Here is a 24362-nt window from a genome sequence, read left to right as displayed (position 1 = left end):
GTCAACAATGACAGACGATAATCCGGGCACATTGTACGTGGTTGCTACGCCAATTGGGAATTTGGATGACTTAACCGCGCGTGCCGCTCGGGTGCTGGGCCAAGTGACACGTATTGCTGCTGAAGATACCCGCCATAGTGGCCGCCTGTTGGCGCACTTGGGGCTCAACAAGCCGATGCTCTCTTTGCATGAACACAACGAAGCGCGCCGGGTAGATACTTTGGATAGCTATCTCGCTGCAGGTGAAGATATTGCCCTGATCAGTGACGCCGGAACACCGTTGATTAGCGATCCCGGCTTTGTGCTGGTACGTGAGCTGAGGGCGCGCAATCGCCATATTGTGCCTATCCCCGGCCCCTGTGCGCTGATTACTGCGCTGTCAGGGGCGGGCCTGCCAACAGACCGATTTGTGTTTGCCGGTTTTCTGCCTGCCAAACCAGGCGCACGACGCCAAGCATTGGAGGGTTGGAAAACCCGCGAAGAGACGCTGGTGTTTTATGAATCTCCCCACCGTATCGTGCATACCCTTGAAGCGTTACAGGCGCAAATGGCGGATCGCGATGTGGTATTGGCGCGTGAGCTAACTAAAACCTTCGAAACGTTTTTGCACGGTAAGCCTGCATCGTTACTGGAGCAATTGACTGCCGACCCTAATCAAGCCCGCGGCGAATTCGTGGTGATTGTTGCTGGGGCTCCGCCGGTTGAGCAGAGTGAACATCAGGATATATCAGCGGACGCCTTGCTGGAGGCACTGCTGGCAGAGGGGGTTGGCGTGAAACAGGGCGCTGCAATTGCCGCGCGAATGCTTGGTGGTCGAAAGCAAGTCTGGTACGCGCGTTTGCAAGCAATTAAAGGCGAGCATTGAGGCAAGTCGAGGGCGCTGGTATGCTTGCCGCCGGAGTTGGCCAGACAGTCGCCGCTAATACCCCTTAAAAGGTGTTGGGGGAGGAAAGTCCGGGCTCCATAGGGCAGAGTGCCAGGTAACGCCTGGGCGGCGTGAGCCGACGGAAAGTGCAGCAGAGAGTAGACCGCCTAAGCCCCTGAAATAAACCTCTGGGGCCGGTAAGGGTGAAAGGGTGCGGTAAGAGCGCACCGCGCGCCTGGTAACAGTGCGTGGCATGGTAAACCCCACTCGGAGCAAGACCAAATAGGGATCCAATGGCGTGGCCCGCGCTGGATCCGGGTAGGTTGCTTGAGCGCTGTGGTAACGCAGCGCCTAGAGGAATGGCTGTCCACGACAGAACCCGGCTTATCGGCCGACTCCCCCACTTACGTACCAGGGCGTGCTGGCACGCCCTTAATGACGCTATCTCTATCATCTTGTGTGAGAAAAACATGCCTTCTCCTGACGCTGAACAGGTTGCTACCCGCTTTCGCCATACCAGCGTACTACTGGAAGGTGCTGTCGATACTCTGGTGCACGATGCGCGAGGCGTCTATTTAGATGGCACCTTTGGGAGGGGCGGTCACTCACGCTTGATCCTTGATCGTCTGGATGCCCAGGGCCAACTGCTTGCGATGGATCGCGATCCCCAAGCGATTGCTGCGGCCGCTGACATAGACGATCCACGCTTTCAGATTGCCCGGCGAGAATTTGCTCAGTTAGCCGAATTTGCCCGTGAGCAGGGTGTATTCGGTAAGCTTTCCGGCGTGTTACTCGATGTTGGCGTGTCGTCGCCTCAACTAGATGATCCCGAGCGCGGCTTCAGCTTTATGCGCGATGGCCCGCTAGATATGCGTATGGATCCTACCCAAGGGCAAAGTGTGGCTGATTTCCTGGCCCGGGCCAGTGAAGCAGACATTGCCTACGTGTTTAAAACCTACGGTGAAGAGCGCTATGCCAAACGTTTGGCCCGCGCCGTGGTCACTCGCCGGGTCGAGAAGCCGTTTACCCACACGGTGGATTTGGCCGAGGTATTAAAAGTAGCCCACCCCGCCTGGGAAAAGGGACGCCATCCTGCCACCAAAGCGTTTCAAGGGCTGCGTATTTTCGTCAACGGCGAGCTGGAGCAGTTAGACAGTGCGTTAGACGCCGCGCTAGAGGCGCTGGCACCTGGTGGTCACTTAGTAGTTATCAGCTTTCACTCGTTGGAAGATCGTCGCGTGAAGCGCTTTATTCGCCACCATGTCCGCGGCGATACCGACTTGCCGCGAGGGGTGCCGATTCGCGACGATCAAATGAATCGGCGTCTTGAAGCGCTAGGCAAAGGTGTGCGGCCAAGCGAGGAGGAAGTGGATGCCAACCCCCGCGCACGTAGTGCTGTCATGCGGGCTGCACGCAAACGGATGTAAATGTCATCATGAGCATGGATCGGATTGAGCAGTGGGCAACCACGCTACGCACCGAATGGCCTTTCAGGCTGCGTTTGCGCGCCTGGCCGGTAGCTATTACGCTACTCTTTCTACTCTGCATGGCCTCCGGGCTGGGCGTGGTTGTCACTACCCATATGACGCGGGTTCAATTTGCTCAGCTGCAACAGCTGGAGCAAGAAGAGAACCAGCTGCAAACGGAGTGGGGGCAACTGCTGCTCGAGGAGGGCGCATGGTCGACACCTGCCCGTATTGAACAAATTGCCACTGATCGCTTGGGTATGCGAATCCCCGATGTCCATGATGTTGAGGTGATTCGACCATGAGAAGCGAACGTCGAGGCGGTACCTCGCGTCAGGCGCCGATTGCCCCTCCGCTCGGCAGCGGGCGGTTCATGTTTATTCTGCTTGCGATTGGCTTGGCATCGGCTATTTTGATTGGTCGGATTACCTTGCTGCAGGTCATTGACCGTCCCTTTCTGCAAAGCCAGGGCGACGCGCGTACTCTTCGTCACGAAACTATCCCCGCCCACCGCGGCATGATTACAGACCGCAATGGCGAACCGTTGGCGATTTCCACGCCAGTGGTCACCCTCTGGGCCAATCCGCAAGAACTGCCCGACGATGCTATACAGCGTGTAATGCTGGCCCAGGCGCTGGGTATGACGCTGGGTGACTTTGAGGCGCGGGTAGCGCGCTTCAGCGAGCATGAGTTCATGTATTTACGTCGTCAGATGACCCCCGCGGCGGCCCAGCAGATTCTAAACCTGCGCACGCCCGGCGTTTACCCGCAGCGTGAATATAAGCGCTACTATCCCGCTGGCGAGGTCGCCGCCCAACTGCTGGGGGTAACCAACGTTGACGATGTTGGTCAGGAGGGGCTGGAGCTTGCTTATCAGCCTTACCTGGCAGGGCGGCCAGGTCAGCGGCGGGTCATTAAAGATCGCCGCGGGCGCCTGGTGCGCGAGCTGGGCGTTATTGACGAAGCCCAGCCAGGGGGCGAACTGACCCTCTCTATTGATCAGCGCATTCAATATATGGCTTACCGGGAGCTGCGCGCAGCGGTGGCTGAGAATGAGGCTGATGGCGGCGTGCTGGTGATGATGGATGCCCGTACGGGAGAGGTGTTGGCTATGGCTAACTTGCCCTCCTACAACCCTAACAACCGAGCGGGGCTTGATCCGCGTGGATTACGTAACCAAGCGTTGGTCGATGTCTTTGAGCCCGGTTCGGTGATGAAGCCGCTGGCCATGGCTGCCGTGTTAGAGAGTGGCGTGGTGGATCGCGACGCTGTGGTCGATACCTCGCCCGGTTGGATGCGATTGGATCAGTTCACCATTCGCGATTTCCGTAATTATGGCGAACTGGATTTGGCTGGCATTCTGGAACACTCTTCGAATGTGGGGATGTCCCGACTGGCGCTGCGGTTGAGCGATACGGCGATTTGGGAAAAGTATAACCAGTTAGGGCTGGGGCAGGCACCCGGAACCGGTTTTCCTGGCGAGTCCACTGGCAGCTTACCGGCGCCGGTTCGCTGGTCGCGCAGCGAGCGGGCGACGCTCTCCTACGGTTACGGCCTATCCGTGTCAGCGGTGCAGTTGGCGAGTGCTTACACGGCGCTAGCCAATGATGGCGTGCGTCTGCCGCCTTCGCTGTTACGCCTTTCTGAGCCACCCCAAGGCATCCCCGCGATAGAGCCCACGGTTGCCAATGACCTGTTGCGAATACTGGAAACTTCCGTTGCGGCCTATACCGGCGGGCGGCGAGCTCGTGTCGAGGGTTATCGTGTTGGCGGAAAAACGGGCACGGTGCGCAAAATAGGCCAGCAGGGCTATACCACCGATGCCTACCGCAGCGTTTTTGCCGGTATTGCGCCTATTTCCGACCCGCGTATTGTCACAGTGGTAATGATTGATCACCCCAAAGCAGGCGAATTTTATGGCGGCGCCGTTGCCGCACCGGTTTTTTCCAGCGTGACGGGGAATGCTTTACGCTTGCTGGACGTCCCGCCGGATCACGAGGCGGAGTAGTTTTTTAAGGAGATGGCATGACGCTGAGTCCAGGCGAAATATTAACGGCGCTCGCGAAAGTATGGCCCAAGTCACCACTGCCCGCTGACCTGCCCAAGCTGCCGGATCAGGTGCGCATTGAAATGAATTCGCGCAAGCTTGCCAAGGGCGACATTTTTGTGGCCGTGCCTGGTAGCCAGCGTGACGGACGCGATTTCATCGAGCAAGCCCTTGAGGCTGGGGCTTCGCTTGTTTTAGCGCAGGAGTCTCACGGCGATGTACAGCTTGAGGGGCGGGTGTTGAAGCTACCGCATTTGTCGTCGCGCTTAGGCGAGCTAGGTAGGGCACTGTACCAGGTGCCTAGTGATCTGGAAGTCATTGCGGTGACCGGTACCAATGGTAAAAGCTCTGTTACTCACTATATTGCTGCCCTCAGCGAAGCGTTGGGAATACCTGCGGGTCTTGTCGGCACCTTAGGCGTGGGGCGTCCTGGCGAACTGAGCGATAGTGGCTTAACCACGCCTGGCCCCTTGGCGCTGCAGGCGACGCTGGGTGAGTTGGCCCAACAGGGGGTGAAGCGCGTTGCCCTCGAAGCCTCTTCCCACGCTCTGGATCAGTACCGGTTGGAAGCGGTCAACGTTAGTGTAGGGGTGTTTACCAATCTGACCCGCGACCATTTAGATTATCACGGCAGCATGGCGGCCTATGCGGCCTCGAAAGCCAAGCTGTTTCGCCGTTCTGAGCTTAGCTTGGCGGTGGTGAATGGTGATGACCCCTTGGCGCGCTTAATGCTGGCTGGTTCTAGTAGCCGCGTACGTGTGCTGGCCACTGGGCAAGACGAGGCCGTTACGCTGCGGGTGCTGGACTGGCAGGCGTTCGAGCAGGGGCAGCAGGCAATGATTGCGACCCCCGACGGCGAGAAAATGCTGCGCTTAACGTTAATGGGACGCTTTAATTTAGATAACGTCCTGCTGGCGATGGCTGTGCTGTATGGGTTAGGTGAATCCCTCGATGTGCTGTTTGATGCAGCGACAACACTTTCTCCGGTGCCGGGGCGTATGGAGCGCTATGGCGATGTGGACGCCCCCAGTGTGGTCGTGGACTATGCCCACACACCGGATGCCCTACAGAGTGCCCTTCAGGCGCTACGTGCTCACTTGGGGGACGCGGGTAAATTGTGGTGTGTGTTTGGCTGCGGCGGGGAGCGTGATACGGGTAAGCGAGCCGAGATGGCCCGGGTCGCCGAGCAGTTGGCAGATCGCATCGTTGTCACTGACGATAATCCGCGGAATGAATCCGCCGCGCAAATCCGTGAGCAGATTCTGACCGGGTTCTCAACCGCTGTGCAGCCGATTGAAATTGCTGAGCGTCGCGAGGCCGTAGTAGCGGCTATTCAACAAGCTGGCGCCCAGGATGTGGTGCTGATCGCCGGGAAAGGGCATGAGGCGTATCAGGAGATACAGGGGGTGCGCCATCCTTACGCCGATAGCGAAGAGATTCAACGCGCTTTTGCTCAGCGGAGAGCGCAGTAATGCATTGGGCTCTTGGTCAAGTGGCCGCCGCGCTCGGCATCGAAGCACCGTCAGGCAGTGCACAGTTAATCATTCACTCGGTTGTTACCGATAGTCGTAAAATTGAGCCTGGCTGCCTGTTTGTCGCGTTAAAAGGCGTCAATTTTGACGGCCACGATTTTGTCGAGCGTGCCCATGCGCTCGGCGCGGCAGCGGCGTTGGTCGACGCACCTGTTGCCAGCGACTTACCCCAATTGGTGTGTCCCGATACGCGCTTAGCCCTGGGATTGCTAGCCGGTGCACATCGGCGCGCATGGCACAGGCCCTTGGTAGCGGTCACCGGTAATAGCGGTAAAACCACGGTTAAGGAGATGTGCGCGGCACTGCTGAGGCCTTTGGGCGAGGTGTTAGCGACCGAGGGGAATCTGAACAATGATTTCGGTGCGCCGCTGACCTTATTACGATTGCGCCAACAGCACAAAGTCGCCGTGATAGAGTTAGGCGCTAATCATCTGGGTGAAATCGCCTGGACGGCGCCGCTGTCACAGCCCGATATTGCGATTATCACCAATGTCACCGGCGCCCATGTGGGTGAGTTTGGCGGCATGGGGCAGATCGCCCAGGCGAAAAGTGAACTGCTCGCCGGGCTAAGCGAGCAGGGTACGGCCATATTGAACCGCGATGATCGCTACTACTCCTTTTGGGCTTCGCGTGCGGCCCCAAGGCGAGTGGTTAGCTTTGGCTTTCATCCCCAGGCAGATGTCAGCGCCTCAGCGCTTTCCTGTGATCCTCAAGGGCGGTATGCTTTCACGCTACTGCAGCATGGTCAGGCGCTGGGCCAAGTGCGTTTACCGCTACTTGGCAAGCATAATGTCAGCAATGCCTTAGCTGCGGCTGCCGCGGCATTAGCGCTGGGCGTGCCGCCAGAGCAGATCATTACGCGCTTGGGTGCATTGCAAGCGCTAGCGGGTAGACTAACCGTAGTGCCCGGTTTGCGGGGGGGCAAGCTACTGGATGATACTTACAATGCCAACCCCGGGGCGGTCAAAGCCGCTCTGGATACGCTGGCAAGTTTCCCGGCTCCACGCTGGTGTGCGTTGGGCGTAATGGGCGAGCTGGGAGACGAGTCGGCAGCGCTGCATGCGGACATTGGCCGTTACGCTGCAGAGCTTGGCATTGATCAGCTGTTGACGCTGGGCGACGCGGCACGCGCTGCCAGCGAGGCCTTTGGTCGTGGGCTGCATTTTAACGATCACGAGGCGCTAACGCGTCATGTCACTAATACTTTGCCGCCGGACACCACCTTGCTGGTGAAAGGGTCGCGCAGTGCGGGCATGGAACATGTCATCAATGCACTGCGTTCGGATAAATAAGGTAAACGCCGTTCATGTTACTTCACTTGGCGAATTTTCTGTCGCAGTACCAATCTGATTTTCAGGTAGTCAATTATTTAACCCTGCGCGTGATTTTAGGCGCTCTCACCTCATTAATGCTCTGCTTATGGCTGGGGCCATGGATGATCCGCAAACTGGTCGAGGGGCAAATCGGTCAATCCGTGCGTGACGATGGCCCTCAGTCCCATCTTTCCAAGGCGGGTACCCCGACCATGGGTGGGGCGATGATTCTGTTGGCCATTGCCATGAGTACCTTGCTATGGGGTGACCTAACCAATCTTTATATTTGGGTGGTGTTAGGCGTCACTCTAGGTTTTGGTGCCATCGGCTGGGTCGATGATTACCGCAAAGTAGTGGAGAAAAATCCGCGTGGCTTACCCGCCCGCTGGAAGTATTTCTGGCAGTCGGTGGTGGGGATTGGGGCGGCAGTGCTGCTCTATTTGACTGCCTCAACGCCGGTCGAAACCAGCTTGTTAGTGCCAATGTTCAAAGAAGTCGCACTGCCGCTGGGCCTATTCTATATCGTGCTCACCTACCTAGTGATTGTGGGCAGTTCCAATGCGGTTAATTTGACCGATGGTCTGGATGGCTTGGCAATTATGCCTACGGTACTGGTGGCCATGGGCTTGTCAGTGTTTGCTTATGCCAGCGGCAATACGGTGTTTGCCGAGTATTTACATATTCCGTTTATTGCCGGTACCGGTGAGCTGGCGGTTTTTTGTGCCACCATTGCCGGTGCCGGGCTTGGCTTTTTATGGTTCAACACTTACCCCGCCCAGGTCTTTATGGGCGACGTAGGTGCCTTGGCGTTAGGGGCTGCGTTGGGCGTGGTGGCAGTGATCGTGCGTCAGGAGATCGTGCTGTTTATTATGGGCGGTATTTTTGTCATGGAGACGGTGTCGGTCATTCTTCAGGTGGGGTCCTATAAGCTTACCGGGCGGCGCATCTTTCGCATGGCGCCACTGCATCACCACTATGAATTGAAAGGTTGGCCTGAGCCGCGGGTAATCGTGCGTTTTTGGATCATTACCGTGGTGCTGGTGCTGCTCGGCCTCGCAACGCTCAAGGTTCGTTAATGAAAGTTCGTTGATGCAAATGGCCAAGAGTGGATCGACGGGTCGAGAGCATGAGGCGAGAGGAAGCCGGTGATGGTTCGAGTTGCTAAAGGATTAACGCTAGTGGTGGGGCTGGGGCTGTCGGGTCGAGCGATATGCCGCCATTTAAGCCGCTTGAAAGTGCCCTACATGGTAGCGGATACACGTGCCGAACCTCCGGGGTTGGATGACTTTAAAGCCGCTCATCCGGATGTTGAAGTTCACTGTGGCCCGTTAACGTCGCTGGATCTGCGTGATGTTGAAGAGGTAGTGGTTAGCCCTGGTCTTGATCCGAGAATGCCGGGTTTGATAGAGCTGGCGGATCAACTAAACCCGCACACAGGTGAACCGATGGTGGTGGGCGAGATAGCCCTCTTTGTACGCGCCGCTAACGCCCCCATCGCCGCTATTACCGGATCCAATGCCAAGTCAACAGTCACTTCGCTGCTGGGAGAAATGGCCGCTGCTGCCGGTGTTAATGCGGCGGTAGGGGGAAATCTTGGTACCCCCGCGCTGGATCTGTTGGCCAGCCATCCCGATGCCGCGCTCTATATCTTAGAACTTTCAAGCTTTCAGCTTGAAATGACGCCCCACCTGAATGCCAGTTGTGCTGCCTTTCTGAACTTATCCGAAGACCACCTGGATCGCCATGGGGATATGCACGGCTATCGTACCGCCAAACAGCGTATTTTTATGGGTGCCAAGCACGCCGTGGTGAATGCCGATGATCCTAACACGTGGCCTGAATATCCCGTTGACCAAGTGACTTACTTTACGCAAGCAGCCTCAAAGGGGAGCGAGTGGGGGCTGGCGCTTCACCACGAGAAGCTGACGTTAATGCAGGGCTTCACCCCTTGGTTGGCTATTGATGAGTTAAAAATGGCCGGCCAGCACAACTATCTCAATGCTTTGGCGGCACTGGCCATGGGGCAGGTGCTGGGCTTTGCGGCTGAGCCCATGTGCAGCGCGCTGCGGGAATTTAAAGGCTTGGTACACCGCAGCGAAGTGATTGCAGAAATTAACGGCGTCACCTGGGTTAACGACACCAAAGGCACCAATGTTGGGGCCACGCTGGCGGCGATTAACGGCATTGGCGCAACGCTGGAAGGCCGTTTGATTTTACTCGCGGGCGGGATTGGCAAAGGCGCAGATTTTACCCCGTTGGCCAAACCCTTAACAGCCTGCGCGCGTCACGTGCTGTTGTTTGGCAGAGACGCTCCGCTACTGGCCGAGGCGCTGCATGGGCACGTAACGACCCAGCAAGTTGACGATTTAACCCAGGCCATGCAGGCAGCGTTTGAACTCGCCCAGCCGGGTGACTGTGTGCTGCTCTCACCCGCCTGTGCAAGCCTGGATCAATTTGCCAATTACCCAGCGCGCGGCGAGGCGTTTCGTCGCTGGGTGCTGGATAAAGCATCGACTACAGCCGAGGAAGCGCCATGAGTCGAATTCAGCGTCTGCGCGCGGTGCTTACCACTCGGGATCTACCCTGCGACGTGTGGCTCATTGTAGCGGCGGTGGCCTTGGCGGGGTTGGGTTGGGTCATGGTCAGCTCGGCGTCGATTGGCTTGCTGGAAGATACCTATCACTACTCACGTCAGCACGGCGTTTTCCTGGTGCTTGCCATCATCGCCTGCGTATTTATGCTCTGTGTGCCGCTTGAAGTGTGGCGCCAAAACGCAGCGCTAATTCTGCTCGCCACTATTTTTCTATTGGTTTTGGTGCTGATTGTTGGTCAGGAGATCAATGGTAGTAAGCGCTGGATAGCGCTGCCGGGGCCCTTGCCGAGTTTGCAGGTCTCTGAATTTGCCAAAGTCGGGCTGATTTTCTATATGGCGGCGTTTATGTCGCGTTTTACCTACGATTTGCGTCGTCGAGCGTTCAGCATGTGGCGCCCTCTGGCCGTGCTGGCCGTACCGGTTGGGCTGCTATTTTTAGCACCTGATTTCGGCGGGATGGTGGTCTTTACCGTCTGCGTGATTGGCATGCTGATGATGTGCGGTGCCTCGCTGGTGCTGCTGGTTGGCAGCGGGCTGCTGCTCGGCTCCGGGGCGGTTGTAATGGTGTTGATCGAGCCCTACCGGCTGGCCCGGTGGACCAGTTTTTTAGACCCCTGGGCCGATCAGTTTGCGACCGGCTACCAGTTAACTCAAGCGTTAATCGCCTTCGGACGGGGGCACGTCACCGGTACTGGCTTGGGTAACAGTGTGCAAAAACTGCATTACCTGCCCGAAGCGCATACCGACTTTATCTTTGCCGTCATCGCTGAAGAGTTGGGCATGATAGGTGCGATTATCGTCGTGCTGTTGTTCACGCTGTTTATTGCCCGCGCTATGTGGATAGGGCGCAAAGCTGAGCTGGCAGGGCACCTATTTGGCGCTTATGTAAGCTACGGCATCGGCTTTGTCGTAGCCGCTCAGGCGTTTATTAACATGGCGGTAAGTTCCGGGCTGTTGCCGACTAAAGGGCTAACGCTGCCGCTGATGAGCTATGGCGGCTCTAGCCTGCTAGTAACAGGCGTAATGGTTGGACTACTGCTACGCACGGATGCTGAAACACGTCATCGCCCCCGACGCGCGTCCACCCCCTATAAATCGCGCCATGAACCGCGTTTATCGTAACGCTATGTCGCTTGGTGCTATCAGGAGTTTGATGTGACGACTAACGTTAGCCGACGAGTACTGATTATGGCGGGGGGCACCGGCGGCCACGTGTTCCCAGCCTTGTCACTCGCCAACGCTTTGCAGGCGCAGCAGGTCGACGTTGAGTGGTTGGGCAGTCCTAGAGGGATTGAAAACCGCCTGGTGCCCGAAGCGGGCATTACATTACATACCATTGCGGTTAGCGGGCTGCGCGGCAATGGCTTGACGGGCTGGCTAAAAGCACCGCTAAACCTTAGCCGTGCGGTACTGCAGGCGCGTGCGGTTATTCGCGACTTCAAGCCTCATGTGGTGGTCGGCTTGGGTGGCTTTGCCAGTGGTCCTGGCGGGTTAGCTGCTTGGCTGACGCGCGTTCCTTTAGTGATCCATGAGCAGAATGCCGTGGCAGGCCTGACCAATCGTGTGCTGTCGCGACTCGCCAAGCGTACCTATGCCGCTTTCCCCGAGGCCTTTGGGGCGCGTGCCGATGTCATTGGCAATCCAGTGCGTGACGATATCGCCGCCTTAGGGAACACCCCAAGAGATGCGGAGAGCCTCTCTGCAAGGCCTCTGCGGTTGCTGGTGGTGGGAGGCTCGCTCGGTGCCGTCGCCCTTAACGAGCGCTTGGCCCCCGCGCTGGCAGCTCTGCCCATTGAGCGGCGACCTCAGGTGCGCCATCAGGCGGGTAAAAACCGTGAAAAGGCCACTGCTGAAAATTATCAGCAGCACGGCGTGAGCGCCGAGGTTAGCCCCTTTATTGACGATATGGCCGCTGCCTACAAGTGGGCCGACTTAGTGGTGTGTCGCTCAGGCGCCCTGACTGTCGCGGAGTTGGCAGCTGCGGCCAAGCCAGCGCTGCTAGTGCCGTTTCCTTTTGCCGTTGATGACCATCAGCGGATCAATGCCCAGGTACTCGTCAAGGCGGGAGCGGCAAAGTGCGTGGTTCAGTCTGAGCTCACCGTTGAGCGGTTAAGTGAATTTTTAAATCAATTGCTCGTCCCAAATACCCTGGCTGCGATGGCGGCGAATGCACGTCAGGCTGCCCATTTAGACGCCACGAAGCGCTTGGCTGAAGGGTGTTTGGCGATGGTGCCGTTAGGAGACTCTGCGTGATCGATTCAGACAAAACCATGACACCCTCACGTTCTGCCGCTGGCCCCGGCATGCGCCGAATTCGGCGACTCCATTTTGTCGGCATTGGTGGCGCAGGGATGTGCGGTATTGCCGAGGTGTTAGCGAATCAAGGCTACACCGTGAGCGGTAGTGATGCGAAAGCCTCTTCGGTCGTGGAGCGGCTGCGGCAATGCGGTGTTGTTGTCGCGATCGGGCATGCCGAGGCCAATGTCGAGGGCGCTGATGTGGTGGTGGTGTCGAGCGCCATTGATGAAACCAATCCAGAAATACGCTGGGCCCATGAGAACCGTGTGCCGGTGGTGCGCCGGGCTGAAATGCTCGCTGAACTAATGCGTTTTCGTCACGGTATTGCCGTGGCGGGCACCCATGGTAAAACCACCACGACCAGCTTGACGGCAACACTGCTGGCTGAAGGGGGGCTCGATCCCACCTTTGTGATTGGTGGCAAGCTGACCAGTGCCGGCGCCAATGCCCGTTTAGGTGAGGGCGACTATTTAGTTGCTGAAGCCGATGAGTCCGACGCCTCCTTTTTGCACCTACAGCCGATGGTATCGATTGTCACCAATATCGATGCTGACCATATGGCGACCTATGGCGGCGACTTTGAGCGGCTCAAGAGTACCTTTATCGAATTCCTACACAACTTGCCGTTTTATGGCTTGGCTGTGCTGTGTATCGATGACCCCCATGTGCGCATGCTTTGTGAGCAGGTGAAGCGGCAGTTCGTGACCTATGGGTTTGATAGCGATGCCGATTACCGGATTGTTGATTTTGCCCAGCGTGGCGGGGAAGTGTCGTTCACTGCGCTACGCCCTGGCGGCGCTGCGCCGTTAAATGTCCGTTTGGCTATGCCGGGGCGCCACAATGCTCTAAACGCCATGGCGGCAATTGTGGTAGCCACCGATGCCGGTGTGAGCGATAGCGCTATTTTGAGCGGTCTGGCAGGTTTTGCCGGTGTTGGTCGCCGTTTTCAGGTGCATGGCCATTTCCCTGCACCCCAAGGGGGCGGCGATATCATGCTGGTGGATGACTATGGCCACCATCCTCGTGAAGTTGATATGGTCATTCAGGCGATTCGTGCAGGCTGGCCAGATCGTCGCCTAGTCATGCTTTATCAGCCCCATCGCTATAGCCGTACCCGCGATTTATACGAAGATTTTGTCAGGGTGCTTTCTCAAGTCGATACGCTTGTGCTGCTTGATGTTTACAGTGCCGGTGAAGCGGTTATTCCTGGTGCCGAAGGAAAAACCTTGGCGGGCTCCATTCGTCAGCGTGGTGACGTCGACCCGCTATTTGTCGAGCATAAACACGAACTGCCTGCGCTGTTAACCAACGTATTGCGCCCAGGCGATATTTTAATAACCCAGGGTGCCGGTGATGTGGGTGGGATCTCCCTGCGCCTGGCCCAGGCACAGCTAGCGATGAACGAGGTGGATCTGTGAGTGTTGACGTAGCAACTCCCCAGTCTCTTGAAAAAGTCGTTGTCGTTTACGGTGGCACCTCTGCTGAACGCGAGGTGTCGCTGAAAAGCGGGTCGGCGGTGCTTGCGGCGCTGCAGCGTAAAGGTGTCAACGCCTGCGGCTATGATCCCCGCGACAACGGCCTAGTGGGCTTGGAACGACTGGCTCCTTCGCTTGTCTTTGTGGCTCTGCATGGCCGCGGCGGGGAAGACGGCACCCTACAGGGCGCGCTAGAACTGCTCGACATTCCTTATACCGGCAGCGGGGTGCTTGCTTCGGCCCTGGGGATGGATAAGCAGCGCACCAAGCAGGTATGGAGCGCAGTTGGGCTACCCACTCCGGAAAGTATTATGTTGGAGGCAACGGCGGAGTGGTCCGCCGTGGTCGAGCAACTTGGCTTGCCGTTGATTGTGAAGCCTGTGCATGAGGGGTCGACGCTGGGTATTAGCATTGTAAAAAGCCAGGCAGCGCTTGAAGCGGCTTATCACGAGGCGGCCCAGTTCGACGCCCGCGTGATGGCAGAGCGTTTTGTGGTGGGTGAAGAGTATACCGTTGCGCTGCTAGGTGATCAGGTGCTGCCGGCGATTCGTGTTGAAGTACCGGGTGGTTTCTACGACTACGAGGCCAAATATATCGCTAATACCACCCAGTATCACTTGCCCTGCGGTTTGTCGGCGCAACATGAGGCTGAGCTTGCATTGCTTTGCCAGCAGGCGTTTGCCGCTATCGGTGGAGTCGGCTGGGGCCGGGTTGATGTCATGCGTGATAGTGAAGGGCGTTTTTGGCTGTTGGAAGTCAATACGGTGCCAGGTATGACCGATCATAGTTTGGTACCTCAAGCGGCGGCTCATGCGGGCATTAGCTTTGATGATCTAGTGTTACGAATACTCAATACCGCAGGCGAGCAGTTCACAGCATGAGTAATGACCTGTTTAAAAGCGCCTTTTTAAAAAGTGCCTTATGAAAAAGCGTAACGCTTGGTTGGGAATTCTCCTGCTGGCGCTACTTATGGGAGCTGGCGGGCGGGCGCTTTGGCTGTGGCTGGATCGTCCGATTGAACGTGTGTCTATTCGCGGTGAATGGGAGTACGTCAGCGCTGACTACCTGCGTACTCAGTTGGCGCCCCTGGTGGTTGATGCCACCTGGTTATCAGCTGATTTGGGTGAATTACGCGACCGTGCACTGCAAGTGGGTTGGTTAAACGAAGTGCGCATTTCCCGTGAGTGGCCGAATGCACTGGTGTTTGAGCTGGTTGAACAGCAGCCTGTCGCACGCTGGAATGATGACTTCTTGCTTAACCCTGAAGGTGAGCCTTTCGCTTTTGCGCCATTATCACCACCTGCAGGTTTACCCGATCTCGCTGGCCCTGCTGGAAGCAGTGAAGAAGTGCTGGATTATTACCACCGGTTAAAACTTCACTTTGAACAGTTATCGTTGAATCTTACTCAACTTCGTTTAGAGCCGCGCGGTGCCTGGCGGCTACAATTAAACGATGGCGCTTGGGTGATGTTAGGTCGGCGTCAGCATGAAGTGCGCTTAGCACGATTGTCGGCTTCATGGCAGCGTGAGTTGTCGTCTCTTGGCGATCAGATTCGTTATATTGACCTGCGCTACCCTAACGGTGTTGCTGTTGCTTGGCATGGAGAAAGTGAATTTACGGTGCAAGATGAGTAGCTCTTCTATTACTTGATGCAAATAAGGTGTAAAAGTGAGTGGTTGCCATCGTTGAAAAAGCCAGTAATCGGCTTTAAATTGCTACCCAAGCCTATTATTGTGGATTTGTACTAGTCGTATTGCGACTATTGTTTCTATACTATGGGCCAGAAGCGGGTTAAATAGTTTTTAATTTCGACTATTGGTACTTAGCGATTGTCTGAAAAGCAGCACTGATTATTTTGGGTAGCACGCTTTCAATGTTAAGCGTTAGATTAAGCGCCACCCTATTTATATTTATTTTTAACAATGACGCAAGGAGATTTCCCGACTCATGGCAGGCTCACCCAACGCATCCAATATGGTGGTCGGGCTGGACATTGGAACGTCCAAGGTCGTCGCGATAGTCGGTCAACCTACCGACGACGGCGGAATTGAAATTGCAGGTATTGGTTCGCATCCTTCGCGTGGCATGAAGCGTGGCGTAGTGATCAATATTGAATCGACTGTGCAGTCTATCCAGCGCGCCGTTGAAGAAGCAGAATTAATGGCCGGTTGTGATATTCACTCGGTATACGTTGGCGTGGCAGGCAGCCATATCAGTTCAATGAACTCGGATGGCGTTGTCGCTATTAAAGAGCGTGAGGTAACGCCCTCCGATATTGAACGTGTGATTGACTCCGCGCGGGCGCGTGCCATCTCTGAAGGCCAGCGAGTGCTGCATGTGCTGCCCCAAGAGTTCTCGATTGATGCCCAGGGGGGCATTCGTGAGCCGCTTGGCATGTCCGGTGTGCGCTTGGAAGCACAGGTGCACTTAGTGACAGCCGCATTAAACGCGGTGCAGAATATTGAGAAGTGTGTGCGCCGCTGCGGTCTTGAAGTTGATGCTATTATCTTAGAGCAGCTCGCCTCTAGTATGGCCGTGCTGACTGAAGATGAGCGTGAACTGGGCGTCTGTATGGTCGACATTGGTGGTGGAACCACCGACATGGCTATTTTCAGCGAAGGCGCCATACGCCATACGGCGGTGATTCCTATCGCCGGGGATCAAGTCACTAACGATATCGCCATGGCGTTGCGAACACCCACGCAGCACGCTGAAGAGATCAAAGTTAAATACGCTTGCGCGCTAACCCATTTAGCCGCCAGCGATGAAATGATTAAAGTACCTAGCGTAGGTGATCGTCCAGCGCGTGATCTATCGCGCCAAGCGCTTGCTGAAGTGGTAGAACCACGCTACGAAGAGCTATTTACGCTAGTGAGAGACGAATTGCGCCGTAGTGGCTATGAAGACATGGTGGCTGCTGGGATAGTGCTTACCGGCGGTACCTCGCGCATGGAAGGGGTTAGCGAATTGGCAGAAGAGATTTTCCATATGCCCGTTCGTATCGCATGTCCGCAGAATGTAAGAGGTTTGGCGGACGTCGTTTGTAATCCCATTTATGCGACGGGCGTTGGTCTGCTGCATTATGCCTTGCAGGAAACGCGTCATGGGCAAGGTCTAAGAAGCCACGGGGGAGTGGTTGCAGCCCATAAGGGCCGTAACGAGCTTGCCCGGCGTGATATCAAGGAAGACCATTCGGCGCTGGCAAGAATTAAAGGCTGGTTCAAAGGAAATTTCTGACAGGGCCGCAAGCGCGGTTCAGGAGACGGGGCTTATGTTCGAATTGGTAGATAACGCACCCTCGAGCAGTGCGGTCATCAAAGTGGTTGGCGTTGGCGGCGGTGGCGGCAATGCTGTTAACCACATGGTCGAAAGCAATATTGAAGGCGTTGAGTTTATCTGCGCCAACACGGACGCCCAGGCGCTGAAACGCTGTGCAGCGAAGACGGTGTTGCAATTGGGTAGCGAAATCACTAAAGGATTAGGCGCAGGTGCCAATCCCGACGTGGGCCGCCAAGCCGCAATGGAAGACCGCGAACGCATTGCGGAATTGCTGGTCGGTGCCGATATGGTCTTTATCACTGCTGGCATGGGTGGTGGTACCGGTACCGGAGGCGCCCCGGTTGTGGCTCAGGTCGCCAAAGAGCTGGGGATTCTCACCGTCGCGGTAGTGACGCGCCCCTTCCCCTTTGAAGGGCCAAAGCGTATGCGCGCTGCTGAAGAGGGCATGAAAGAGCTCTCTGAGCACGTGGATTCGCTGATCACTATTCCTAATGAAAAATTGCTTTCTGTGCTGGGCAAGAGTGCCACGCTACTGACGGCCTTTAGTGCGGCGAACGATGTGCTGCTGGGGGCTGTTCAAGGTATCGCAGAACTGATCACCAGCCCGGGCATCATCAACGTCGATTTTGCTGATGTGCGCACCGTTATGTCTGAAATGGGCATGGCGATGATGGGTACCGGTGGTGCCACGGGTGAAAATCGTGCTCGCGAAGCCGCCGAGAAAGCGATCCGCAGCCCGCTGCTGGAAGATATCGACCTTCACGGCGCACGCGGTATCTTGGTCAACATTACTGCAGGCCCCGATTTGTCGATCGGCGAGTTCAACGATGTAGGCGCTACCGTCCAGGAGTTTGCGTCTCCAGATGCCACCATTGTCGTCGGCACCTCCATTGATATGGAAATGTCCGACGAACTGCGTGTCACTGTTGTTGCCGCCGGCTTGGATGGGCAAAAGCCTAAGGCGGCCGCGCGCGAGCCTGCCCGTCGGTCAGCTGCAGAGTCCTCGGATTACCGCAAGTTGCAACAGCCAACGGTAATGCGTCAGCAGGCAACAGCACGCGCTGAAGCACCCGAAGCGGCCGCAAAACCGCGTCCTGAAAAGCGTCGCGCTTCCGAAGCCGATGACTATCTGGACATCCCCGCGTTTCTACGCCGTCAGGCGGATTGATTCTCGCTATCAGGCTCATTGCAACAGCGAGCGAGCGTTTTATTGGCTAAAACGCTCGTTTGCTGTTAAAGTGAACACTGTTTGATAACTTTTCCCCTGCGGTTATTACCGTCATTAGAGCTCGGCTACTATCCATGATCAGACAACGCACCCTACAAAACGTCATTCGCGCCACCGGAGTGGGCCTGCATTCTGGCAAAAAAGTCCACTTAGCTCTGCGTCCGGCGCCGGCCAATACTGGGATTGTGTTTGTTAGAACCGATCTGGATCCCGTTGCGCACGTTCCCGCACGGGCAGAATTGGTTGAAGATACCAAGCTATGTACTGCTCTTGTGTTTAACGGGGTCAAGGTAGCTACCGTTGAGCACCTGATGTCGGCCTTTGCTGGGTTGGGTATCGATAACGCCTATGTGGATGTTAGTGAACCTGAAGTGCCTATTATGGACGGCAGTGCGAGTCCATTTGTGTTTTTAATCCAATCAGCGGGAATTTTAGAGCAGGATGCTGCGAAGAAATTCATTCGTATCAAGCACCGTGTAGCGGTGACCGATGGCGATAAAGAAGCGGTGTTCTTACCCCATCAAGGGTTCAAAGTCTCCTTTGCAATCGACTTTGATCATCCTGTTTTTGAGCAGCAGAAACAGACCGCGTTGATCGATTTCTCGACCACGTCCTTCGTTAAAGAAGTTTCCCGTGCACGTACTTTCGGGTTTATGCGCGACTTAGAGTTCTTACGCTCTAACAATCTGGCGCTAGGCGGAAGTCTAGACAACGCCATTGTGGTGGATGATTACCGCATCGTTAATGAAGGCGGCCTGCGCTACGAAGATGAGTTTGTTAAGCACAAAGTATTGGATGCTATCGGTGACTTGTACCAGCTGGGTTATAGCCTGATCGGCGAGTTCCGTGGGGTGAAATCTGGCCACGCACTCAATAATCAGCTCTGTCGCGAATTGATGGCGCAGCCCGATGCCTATGAAATTGTCACCTTTGAAGAGGAAAAGGCGGTTGCGCCGATCTCTTATGCCGCACCTGCAATGGCGTGATGTAGCTAGGCTTCGCTTTTTATATTAGCGCTTTTTTACTTTTTGATTCATAAAGCATCGCTTAGGCGGTGCTTTATGCTTTTAAGAGTGTGGCGATAAGGCACTAAGCCTGATGGTAAGAGAAATGGTGTGAGCGTTACTTGGCTGGCCGAGCATGAGATGCAAGCCGTTCCAAGGCACGTTTTAGCGCTGGATTGGTAGTATCTTCAGCGCACTCGGAAAGGGTTTTGCCCGCGTCGGCCGACAGACTACGCGTGTTACGCTTTGGTGCCACAATAGGGCGTACAGGGCGTACCTTAAAGGTAAAGCCGCTGACTCCTTCAAAGCCAGGCAGTTGATGGAGCAGTTCCAATAAGCGCCGCTGTTCGAAGCGTAACCACGTCAGCCAGCTTGCCTGACCGCTAATCAGGGTTAAACGACCTTCGCTAAAGCCACCCACAAAAATATGTTCGCGCATCTCTTCGGGCAAGTGGGCGCGCAAGTGTCGCTGGGCCTGATCGATGAGACGAGATAGGCGCATTAACTGATTAATATCACCCGACTTGGAGAGCAGACGGGCGATGGGCTGTGCGCGAGAACGCTTAACCTTTATACTCATACGCTTAATTCCTAGGGTGCTGCTGTTTAGGCACCGCTACTAATGACGTCGGCCACCTTCGCCGATGGCTGATTAGTAAACTCTACCACGCTCAGGAGCCGGTCTACAGCATGTCACCTACGCTTGATGTTCAATCAGCTTTGCCGCGGCGCCATCGCCGTTACGGTTTAGCGCGTTGGTGGCTGGCCGGTCTGTTGGTGAGTTGTCTTTTACCCGCCAGTTTAGGCCCTGCAGATGCATTCCGCGGCGGTGAGCGTAGCGTCACGATCTGTTTCTGGGTGCCCGCGATTTTACGCGCCCAGTCCCACTGGGTGGCCAGGCGTCGGCGCGCGCTGCAACGTTTTGCTCAAAGCCCCCAGCGCTTTGCGCCTGTTCGGCGTCTATGTCTCTGGCTAGCCCCGATGGCTATGCTGGTCGCCGCCCGGGATGTCTTGACCCAGCGCGGCCCGCCTTCCCGCTAAGTCTGTCGATAATACATCTACTTTGTGCATGCTCTAGAGATAAACAGCATGCATTGAAAGGGCAATGTCCGCTGGGACGCTCGTGAATACTTGGATATTTCATGCTTAATAATTTATTACGAAAAGTCGTGGGCTCTAAAAACGACCGCGATGTCAAACGCATGCACAAGAAGGTGCCGCAGGTTAACGCATTAGAAGCAGAGCTTGAGGCGATTAGCGATGCTGAACTGCAAGGTAAAACCGCCGAGCTGCGCCAGCGCTTAGAAGCCGGTGAGTCGCTTGATTCGCTGTTAGCGCCCGCCTTTGCGATCGTGCGAGAAGCCAGTAAGCGCGTTATGGGCATGCGTCACTTCGATGTGCAGATGGTAGGCGGCATGACCCTGCACCGTGGCCGCATCGCTGAAATGAAAACCGGTGAGGGTAAAACGCTGGTGGCGACGCTGGCGGTGTACCTGAATGCATTGCCGGGTAAAGGGGTGCACGTGGTCACGGTGAACGACTACCTGGCTCGCCGTGATGCTGAGTGGATGCGTCCGCTGTATGAATTTCTGGGCCTTACCATTGGCGTCATTTTCTCCGGCCAGACAGGCGAAGAGAAGCGTCATGCGTACCAGTGTGATATTACCTATGGCACCAACAACGAGTTCGGCTTCGATTATCTACGCGATAACATGGCGTTCTCGTTAGAAGATAAAGTTCAGCGTGGCCTGCACTATGCGATTGTCGATGAGGTTGACTCGATTCTTATCGATGAAGCGCGTACGCCGCTGATTATTTCCGGTGCGGTCGATGAGAATACCGACCTCTATAAAGTCGTCAATCAACTTGCCCAGCAGCTTGAAAAAGGCGAAGAGATTGAAGATGAGGAAGTCACGGTTGTTGGTGACTTCTTGGTCGACGAGAAGCAGAAGCAAGTAGAGTTAACCGAGCAGGGGCATAATAAAGTTGAAGAGCTGATGCGCGCTGAAGGTTTATTGGGCGATGACGAGTCGCTGTATGCCGCGCAAAACCTTAACTTGCTTCAGCATATGCACTCGGCGCTGCGCGCCCGCCATCTCTATAACCGTGATGTCGACTACATCATCTCTGAAGGTCAGGTGGTGATCGTCGACGAGCACACCGGCCGCTCTATGCCCGGGCGCCGCTGGTCGGAAGGGTTGCACCAAGCCGTCGAGGCCAAAGAGGGCGTCACGGTGCAGCGCGAAAGCCAAACGCTAGCCTCAACGACGTTCCAGAACTACTTCCGTCTGTATGAAAAACTCGCCGGGATGACCGGTACGGCGGATACTGAAGCCTTTGAGTTTCGGCAAATTTACGGCCTCGACGTGGTGGTGATTCCCACCAATCGGCCACTGGCCCGTAAAGACCTCAACGATCTGGTTTATTTGAGCGCTGAAGAGAAGTACGAAGCGATCATCAAAGATGTCAAAACCGAGACCGAAGCCGGGCGTCCAGTGCTGGTGGGTACGGCTTCTATTGAGACATCCGAGTACCTTGCCAAGCTGATGCGCGAGGCGGGCCTTACGTTCAATGTGCTTAACGCCAAGCAGCACCAGAGTGAAGCGGAGATCATTGCTCAGGCAGGCCGCCCAGGGGCGATTACGATCGCCACTAACATGGCCGGTCGTGGCACCGATATCGTTCTAGGCGGTAACTGGGAGGCCGAAGTCGCCAAGCTGCAAAACCCTAGCCAAGAACAGGTTGAGGCGTTAAAAGTCGAGTGGCAAGCGCGCCACGATGGTGTGCTCGCCGCTGGCGGCCTGCATGTGGTGGGCTCTGAACGCCACGAGTCCCGGCGTATCGATAACCAGCTGCGTGGCCGTGCCGGACGCCAGGGTGACCCCGGCTCAACGCGCTTCTTCTTGTCGCTTGAAGATAGTCTGATGCGCCTGTTCGGCTCTGACCGCGTCAAACGCTTGATGCAGGCATTGGGGCTTGAGCATGGCGAAGCCATTGAGCATAAAATGGTCTCTAACGCCGTTGAGCGTGCCCAGAAGAAAGTCGAAGGGCGTAACTTCGATATTCGTAAGCAGCTACTTGAGTACGACGACGTTGCCAACGATCAGCGCCGGGTGATCTACGACCAGCGCAATGAGATTCTGGCCGCGGACGATGTGGCTGATGCCGTTATTGGTATCCGCGAAGAGGTGATGGAGACGGCCATCAGCGACTACGTGCCGCCCCAAAGCCTGCCCGAGCAGTGGGATCTGCCCGGCTTGGAAGCGCACTTGAAGACGGAGTTCAACCTTGACGCACCGGTGGTTAAATGGGCCGCCGAAGATGATCGCTTTAGTGAAGAACAGTTGCGTGAACGGCTGCAGACGATGCACCGCGAGGCCTATGCAGCCAAAATCGAGGCGGCTGGCGAGAAGCTGATTCGTCGCTTTGAGAAGCAAGTCATGCTGCAAGTACTGGACACGCGTTGGAAAGAACACCTTCAGTCGATGGATCATTTGCGTCGCGGTATCCACCTACGTGGCTATGCTCAGAAAAACCCCAAGCAAGAGTACAAGCGTGAATCCTTTGAACTCTTCCAGCAGCTGTTAGAGCACATTAAAGCCGATGTGACGCGCATTCTGAGCCACGTACAGGTTCGTCAGCCCGAGGAAGTAGACGCCCTTGAGCAACAGCGCCGCGAAGCGCTGGCGCGGGAAACCGCCACGGCGGCAAGCCGTCATGACACCCCGGCCCAGGAGCAGCCCGAAACTGAGCAGGAAGCGCCTGGTGTTGATGGCCGCCCTGTGCGTCGCGAAGGCCCGAAAGTGGGCCGCAACGACCCCTGTTTTTGTGGCTCGGGTAAAAAGTACAAGCAGTGCTGTGGAAAACTAAGCTAACGGCGCCCGTTTTGAGACCGTTTTTTGAGACGGTCTGTGAAACGGTCTTTGTCTAAAGGAGAAAATCATGGCGGTTGGAAACACTCCCTTTCCAGAGTTGCCACCCCTAAAAGGGGTGCGCCTGGGGGTTGCAATGGCGGGTATCAAAAAGCCGGATCGTCGTGATGTAGTGGTGATTGAACTGCCCGAGACCGTGACGGTGTCTGGGGTCTTTACCCGTAATGCGTTCTGCGCAGCGCCCGTTTTGGTGGCCAAGCAACACCTCGAGCAGTGCCGGGCAGAACACCGTTCGCCACGCTTTTGGCTGATCAACACTGGCAATGCTAACGCAGGTACGGGTGAAGCAGGTTTGCGGGATGCCAGGGCTAGCTGTGCAGAACTGGCTAAACAAGCCGGTGTGTCGTCGCAGGACGTGCTGCCGTTTTCAACCGGCGTAATTGGCGAGCCGCTGCCGATGGAACGTCTGCTAGCGGGATTGGCACCGGCGCTTGAAAGCATGGCCAGCGACAGTGTTGCCTGGGAACACGCAGGCCAAGGTATTTTAACCACCGATACTCGTGCCAAAGGCGCCAGTGTCACGGTTGAAATAGGCAATCAGCAGGTAACGATTAACGGCATCACGAAAGGGTCTGGCATGATCAAGCCCAATATGGCGACCATGCTGGGCTTTGTGGTGACCGATGCAACTATCGAAGCACCGCTGCTGGATCGGCTACTGCGTGAAACCGTCGATCGCTCGTTTAACTGCATCACGGTGGATAGCGATACCTCTACCAATGACGCTTGTATGTTGGCAGCGACCGGCACAGGCCCCCGCATTGCCGATGATGAGCAGATTGCCGTTTTCAGCAACGCCTTGCAGCGGGTAATGACCGAGCTGGCGCAGGCGATTATTCGCGACGCCGAGGGCGCAACCAAATTCGTTACCCTTCAGGTCGACGAAGCGAAAAGTCGTCAAGAGGCGCTCGATGTGGCCTTTACTGTTGCGCACTCACCGCTAGTCAAAACAGCGCTTTACGCTTCAGATGCTAATTGGGGGCGTATTTTGGCCGCGGTAGGACGAGCGCCTGTAAGCGACTTTGATGTCAACCGTGTGGTGATTGATTTAGGCGATGTACGTCTAGTTGAAAATGGCGGGCGTGCTGCAGGCTATACCGAAGCGGCAGGAAGCGCCGTCATGGCCGAGTCAGAAATTACCATTCGCATTAACTTGGGGCGCGGCGAGGAAAGTGCCACGGTATGGACCTCCGACCTCTCCCATGACTATGTGTCTATTAACGCGGATTACCGCAGCTAATCAGTCTCCCCCTGTGTGGGGCGTTGGTTGGCAGGGGTAGTGGGCACACGCAGCGATATAGCACCGATGCCTTTAGCATTGGTGCACGC

20 protein-coding genes and 1 other RNA gene are annotated in these 24362 nt (G+C 56.1%); 20 read left to right on the top strand and 1 reads right to left on the bottom strand.

Translation table 11 applies throughout. The features are described 5' to 3' along the window. Window positions 1-7: 7 nt before the first annotated feature. The 17 genes from rsmI (at window position 8) to lpxC (ending at window position 19083) form a co-directional block, all read left to right on the top strand. On the top strand, window positions 8-865 hold the full coding sequence (gene rsmI, locus HZS52_RS19195) for a 16S rRNA (cytidine(1402)-2'-O)-methyltransferase (RefSeq protein ID WP_190373406.1): 858 nt from the start codon (window positions 8-10) through the stop codon (window positions 863-865). Between the two features lie 32 nt (window positions 866-897). Next, window positions 898-1268: RNase P RNA component class A (gene rnpB, locus HZS52_RS19190), an RNA gene on the top strand. A gap of 67 nt (window positions 1269-1335) precedes the next feature. Then, the gene (gene rsmH, locus HZS52_RS19185; RefSeq protein ID WP_190373405.1) at window positions 1336-2292 is read left to right on the top strand and encodes a 16S rRNA (cytosine(1402)-N(4))-methyltransferase RsmH; all 957 of its coding nucleotides are present in this window, start codon (window positions 1336-1338) and stop codon (window positions 2290-2292) included. A gap of 8 nt (window positions 2293-2300) precedes the next feature. Beyond that, window positions 2301-2636, top strand: coding sequence for a cell division protein FtsL (gene ftsL, locus HZS52_RS19180; RefSeq protein ID WP_022523909.1), 336 nt, complete (start codon window positions 2301-2303; stop codon window positions 2634-2636). Then, window positions 2633-4339, top strand: a complete 1707-nt coding sequence (locus HZS52_RS19175; RefSeq protein WP_022523908.1) for a peptidoglycan D,D-transpeptidase FtsI family protein — start codon at window positions 2633-2635, stop codon at window positions 4337-4339. The genes ftsL and HZS52_RS19175 overlap by 4 nt, the downstream gene beginning before the upstream one ends. A 17-nt stretch (window positions 4340-4356) precedes the next feature. Then, the gene (locus tag HZS52_RS19170) at window positions 4357-5850 is read left to right on the top strand and encodes a UDP-N-acetylmuramoyl-L-alanyl-D-glutamate--2,6-diaminopimelate ligase (RefSeq protein ID WP_190373404.1); all 1494 of its coding nucleotides are present in this window, start codon (window positions 4357-4359) and stop codon (window positions 5848-5850) included. Further along, complete coding sequence (locus HZS52_RS19165) at window positions 5850-7202, top strand: UDP-N-acetylmuramoyl-tripeptide--D-alanyl-D-alanine ligase (protein WP_190373403.1); 1353 nt, start codon at window positions 5850-5852, stop codon at window positions 7200-7202. The genes HZS52_RS19170 and HZS52_RS19165 overlap by 1 nt, the downstream gene beginning before the upstream one ends. A 14-nt stretch (window positions 7203-7216) precedes the next feature. Beyond that, window positions 7217-8299 (top strand): phospho-N-acetylmuramoyl-pentapeptide-transferase, encoded by a 1083-nt coding sequence (gene mraY, locus HZS52_RS19160; RefSeq protein ID WP_022523905.1) that lies wholly within the window; start codon window positions 7217-7219, stop codon window positions 8297-8299. A gap of 72 nt (window positions 8300-8371) precedes the next feature. Continuing rightward, entirely contained in the window at window positions 8372-9760 is a 1389-nt protein-coding gene (gene murD, locus HZS52_RS19155; RefSeq protein WP_022523904.1) for a UDP-N-acetylmuramoyl-L-alanine--D-glutamate ligase, read from the top strand. Beyond that, window positions 9757-10938 (top strand): putative lipid II flippase FtsW, encoded by a 1182-nt coding sequence (ftsW, locus tag HZS52_RS19150; RefSeq protein ID WP_022523903.1) that lies wholly within the window; start codon window positions 9757-9759, stop codon window positions 10936-10938. Before murD ends, ftsW begins: the two co-directional genes overlap by 4 nt. A 33-nt stretch (window positions 10939-10971) precedes the next feature. Further along, on the top strand, window positions 10972-12069 hold the full coding sequence (gene murG, locus HZS52_RS19145) for an undecaprenyldiphospho-muramoylpentapeptide beta-N-acetylglucosaminyltransferase (RefSeq protein ID WP_190373402.1): 1098 nt from the start codon (window positions 10972-10974) through the stop codon (window positions 12067-12069). Window positions 12070-12086: 17 nt separating this feature from the next. Further along, a complete protein-coding gene (gene murC / locus HZS52_RS19140) occupies window positions 12087-13532 on the top strand; it encodes a UDP-N-acetylmuramate--L-alanine ligase (protein WP_159177922.1) in 1446 nt (481 codons plus the stop codon). After that, complete coding sequence (locus tag HZS52_RS19135; RefSeq protein ID WP_009286394.1) at window positions 13529-14470, top strand: D-alanine--D-alanine ligase; 942 nt, start codon at window positions 13529-13531, stop codon at window positions 14468-14470. Before murC ends, HZS52_RS19135 begins: the two co-directional genes overlap by 4 nt. 40 nt (window positions 14471-14510) lie before the next feature. After that, complete coding sequence (locus HZS52_RS19130) at window positions 14511-15224, top strand: cell division protein FtsQ/DivIB (RefSeq protein WP_009286395.1); 714 nt, start codon at window positions 14511-14513, stop codon at window positions 15222-15224. 313 nt (window positions 15225-15537) lie between these two features. After that, window positions 15538-16827, top strand: a complete 1290-nt coding sequence (ftsA, locus tag HZS52_RS19125; protein WP_022523899.1) for a cell division protein FtsA — start codon at window positions 15538-15540, stop codon at window positions 16825-16827. A 34-nt stretch (window positions 16828-16861) separates the two neighbouring features. Next, on the top strand, window positions 16862-18037 hold the full coding sequence (gene ftsZ / locus HZS52_RS19120; protein WP_022523898.1) for a cell division protein FtsZ: 1176 nt from the start codon (window positions 16862-16864) through the stop codon (window positions 18035-18037). A 134-nt stretch (window positions 18038-18171) separates the two neighbouring features. Continuing rightward, on the top strand, window positions 18172-19083 hold the full coding sequence (gene lpxC / locus HZS52_RS19115; RefSeq protein WP_009286396.1) for a UDP-3-O-acyl-N-acetylglucosamine deacetylase: 912 nt from the start codon (window positions 18172-18174) through the stop codon (window positions 19081-19083). Window positions 19084-19219: 136 nt separating this feature from the next. Here lpxC and HZS52_RS19110 read toward each other — a convergent pair whose 3' ends face one another. Further along, the gene (locus HZS52_RS19110) at window positions 19220-19681 is read right to left on the bottom strand and encodes a DUF721 domain-containing protein (RefSeq protein ID WP_009286397.1); all 462 of its coding nucleotides are present in this window, start codon (window positions 19679-19681) and stop codon (window positions 19220-19222) included. A gap of 110 nt (window positions 19682-19791) precedes the next feature. On the opposite strand from HZS52_RS19110, the gene HZS52_RS19105 reads away from it, so the two are divergent. The 3 genes from HZS52_RS19105 to argJ all read left to right on the top strand — a co-directional run bounded on the left by HZS52_RS19105 (window position 19792) and on the right by argJ (window position 24273). Further along, entirely contained in the window at window positions 19792-20142 is a 351-nt protein-coding gene (locus HZS52_RS19105; protein WP_022523897.1) for a hypothetical protein, read from the top strand. A 101-nt stretch (window positions 20143-20243) separates the two neighbouring features. Beyond that, window positions 20244-22976 carry a preprotein translocase subunit SecA gene (secA, locus tag HZS52_RS19100; RefSeq protein ID WP_190373401.1) on the top strand — a complete coding sequence of 911 codons (2733 nt, stop codon included), beginning with the start codon at window positions 20244-20246 and terminating at the stop codon, window positions 22974-22976. A 67-nt stretch (window positions 22977-23043) separates the two neighbouring features. After that, window positions 23044-24273, top strand: coding sequence for a bifunctional glutamate N-acetyltransferase/amino-acid acetyltransferase ArgJ (gene argJ / locus HZS52_RS19095; RefSeq protein ID WP_027959100.1), 1230 nt, complete (start codon window positions 23044-23046; stop codon window positions 24271-24273). Window positions 24274-24362: the final 89 nt, after the last annotated feature.

Source organism: Vreelandella titanicae, from assembly GCF_014697095.1.
In the GTDB taxonomy this organism is placed as follows: Bacteria; Pseudomonadota; Gammaproteobacteria; order Pseudomonadales; family Halomonadaceae; genus Vreelandella; species Vreelandella titanicae.
The sequence above is the reverse complement of the archived record's forward strand: the minus strand, read 5'-3'. Positions and strand labels throughout refer to the sequence as shown.